3 protein-coding genes are annotated in these 2,580 nt (G+C 71.9%); all 3 read left to right on the top strand.

Annotated features, from left to right (window positions below; all coding sequences use genetic code 11):
- Positions 1 to 1,214, top strand: a 1,214-nt coding sequence (locus tag EQG76_RS19525; RefSeq protein ID WP_159716026.1) for an ATP-binding protein, incomplete at its 5' end; no start/stop codon positions are given.
- 74 nt (positions 1,215 to 1,288) lie between these two features.
- Positions 1,289 to 1,903: a Maf family protein gene (locus tag EQG76_RS19520; protein ID WP_159716025.1), complete on the top strand. Its 615-nt coding sequence runs from the start codon at positions 1,289 to 1,291 to the stop codon at positions 1,901 to 1,903.
- 10 nt (positions 1,904 to 1,913) lie between these two features.
- The gene (coaE, locus tag EQG76_RS19515; protein WP_159716024.1) at positions 1,914 to 2,573 is read left to right on the top strand and encodes a dephospho-CoA kinase; all 660 of its coding nucleotides are present in this window, start codon (positions 1,914 to 1,916) and stop codon (positions 2,571 to 2,573) included.
- Positions 2,574 to 2,580: the final 7 nt, after the last annotated feature.

Here is a 2,580-nt window from a genome sequence, read left to right as displayed (position 1 = left end):
TGCGCCACTGGGACACCGTCACCCGCTGGCTGGCGCTGGGTCTGGCCGGCGAGACCGCGCTGATCGCCGACCTGATCGAGCAGACCCCACCCCCTGAGCGGGCAGCACTGCTGGAGCTGGCACGCAAGCGGACCGGGCTCGCCTTGTCCTTCCAGCCGGACACCGATCTCGCCGAGGCGGCGGCACTGGCCGGCATCGACGAGCGCGACGTGCCCGCCACCATCCGCGAGGTGTTCAACGAGAAGGTCAAGCGGCCGTTCCGCCTCGACCTGCGCATCGGCCAGGACGACCGGGTCGCCGTCTGGGTCGCGACCGATGGCGGCATCCTGCGCGTCCTGGGCGAGCGCAAGCGCCTCACCAGCACCACCACCACCCTGTTCATGTTCTGGATGGTCGGCGTGTCGCTGGTGCTGGTGGTGATCGCCATCTACTTCCTGAGCCGCCAGGTCCGGCCGATCCGCCGCCTGGCCGAGGCCGCCGACAGCTTCGGCAAGGGCCGCGACATCGGCGACTTCCGGCTGGAGGGTGCTACCGAGATCCGCCGGGCCGGCCACGCCTTCAACCTGATGCGCCAGCGCATCCTGCGCTTCATGCACCAGCGCACTGACATGCTGGCGGCGGTCAGCCACGACCTGCGCACCCCGCTCACCCGGATGAAGCTGGAGCTGGCGATGATGCCCAAGCACCAGCCGGCCGTGGCCGACCTGATGAGCGACGTCGAGGAGATGCAGCGCCTGATCGACGCCTATCTGAGCTTCGCCCGCGGCGAGGGCCGCGAGGTGCCGGAGCTGGTCGACCTCCAGGCGGTGCTGGTGGAGATGGCCGAGCGGGCGAGGCGCGCCGGGGCCTTCGTTGAGCTCCAGCCGGGGCCGGAAACCCGCCTGCCGCTGCGCCCGGTGGCAATCCGCTCCTGTGTCGCCAACTTGGTCGACAACGCCGTGCGCCATGGCCAACAGGTCGGGCTCAGCCTGCAACTGGGCGTGCACTACGTCACCATCCATGTCGACGATGACGGGCCGGGCATCCCGGCCGAGCAGCGCGACCAGGCGTTCCAGCCCTTCAAGCGGCTGGACCCGTCCCGGCGGCGCGCCACCGGCGGGGTGGGGCTGGGTCTCACCATCGCCCGCGACGTGGCGTTGGCCCATGGCGGCGACATCGAGATGGACAACTCGCCGCTGGGCGGCCTGCGGGTCAGCCTGCGCCTGCCGCGCTGAGCCGCCCGCCGGCTTGTCCCCCCGTCCGCTGCCGACTACATCCGCAGGCGACCTTCCGCCTGTCCGAGTGCTCGATGCAGCTTCCCGACGCTCCCCCGCTGATCCTGGCTTCGCAGAGCCGGGCCAGGGCCCGCCTGCTCGAGGCGGCCGGGCTGACGTTCACGGTGGAATCGGTCCCGGTCGATGAGGCCGAGGTGAAGGCCGCGCTGGCCGCGGAAGGGGTCGCCGTCCAGGACGCCGCCGTGGCGCTCGCGGAGATCAAGGCGCAGCGCGTCGCCGCCCGCTACCCCGGCGACGTGCTGGTCCTGGGTGCCGACCAGATGCTGGAGGTGGACGGCCGCTGGCTGGACAAGCCGGAGGCGCTGGACGCAGCCCGTCGCCAGCTCCAGGAACTGCGCGGCAAGCGCCACCGCCTGTGGAGTGCCGCGGTGCTGTTCCGCTCCGGCAGCCGGATTTGGCATCATGTCGAGCCGGCCGAACTGTGGATGCGGCCGCTCTCGCACGGGTTCATCGACGCCTATCTGGCCGAGGCGGGCGAGGCGGTGCTCCATTCGGTAGGCGCCTATCATCTGGAAGGGTTGGGCGCCCAGCTGTTCGCCAGAGTTCGGGGCGACCATTTCACCATCCAGGGCCTGCCGCTTTTGCCCCTGCTCCAGGCGCTGCGCGACCAGGGGGTGCTGGCGGCGTGATCCTGCGCCCATGATCCTGGTAGGCCTCACCGGGTCGATCGCCACCGGCAAGAGCCATGTCGCCGGGCTGTTCCGCGCCTTCGGCGTGCCGGTATTCGACGCGGACCTGGCGGTGCATCTCCTGTTCCGCCCCCTTGGGGCCGCGGTCGCCCCGGTCCTGGCCGGGTTCCCGACGGTGGCCGCCGCCGATGGCGGGATCGACCGCGCTGCGCTCGGGCGGCAGGTGTTCGGCGATCCGGCGGCGCTGCGTCGCCTGGAAGGAATCGTCCATCCGCTGGTCCGGGCCGAGGAGCATCGCTTTCTCACCCGGGCCGCCCGCAACGCCACCCCGGTCGTGGTGCTGGACATCCCGCTCCTGTTCGAGACCGGCGGCGAGCGGCGGGTCGACCGCGTGGTGGTGGTGGGCTGCTCCGACGCCCTCCAGGAGCAGCGGGCACTCGGCCGGCCGGGCATGACCCGGGAGCGCCTGGCCCGGATCCGCGCCCAGCAGGTCCCCACGGCGCAGAAGCGCCGGCAGGCCGACCTGTTCATCCCGTCGGGGTATGACCGGGGCGAGGTGCAGCGCCGCCTGGCCGGCTTCCTTGGCGGGCTGCGCCATCGGGGCGGTGGCGTCTGGCCCGGGCGCTATGCGATGACCAGCCGGCTCAGCGAGAGGACCCCACATGCGTGAGATCGTG

It is taken from the genome of Geminicoccus flavidas, from assembly GCF_009806515.1.
Taxonomy (GTDB): Bacteria; Pseudomonadota; Alphaproteobacteria; order Geminicoccales; family Geminicoccaceae; genus Geminicoccus; species Geminicoccus flavidus.
Note: the sequence above shows the minus strand (reverse complement) of the source record. Positions and strands in the feature narration are given on the sequence as shown.

Excerpts from the sequence above, each read along its gene's own strand:
- coaE (WP_159716024.1), top strand. The coding sequence starts at position 1,914 with ATGATCCTGGTAGGCCTCACCGGGTCGATCGCCACCGGCAAGAGCCAT.
- EQG76_RS19520 (WP_159716025.1), top strand. The coding sequence starts at position 1,289 with ATGCAGCTTCCCGACGCTCCCCCGCTGATCCTGGCTTCGCAGAGCCGG.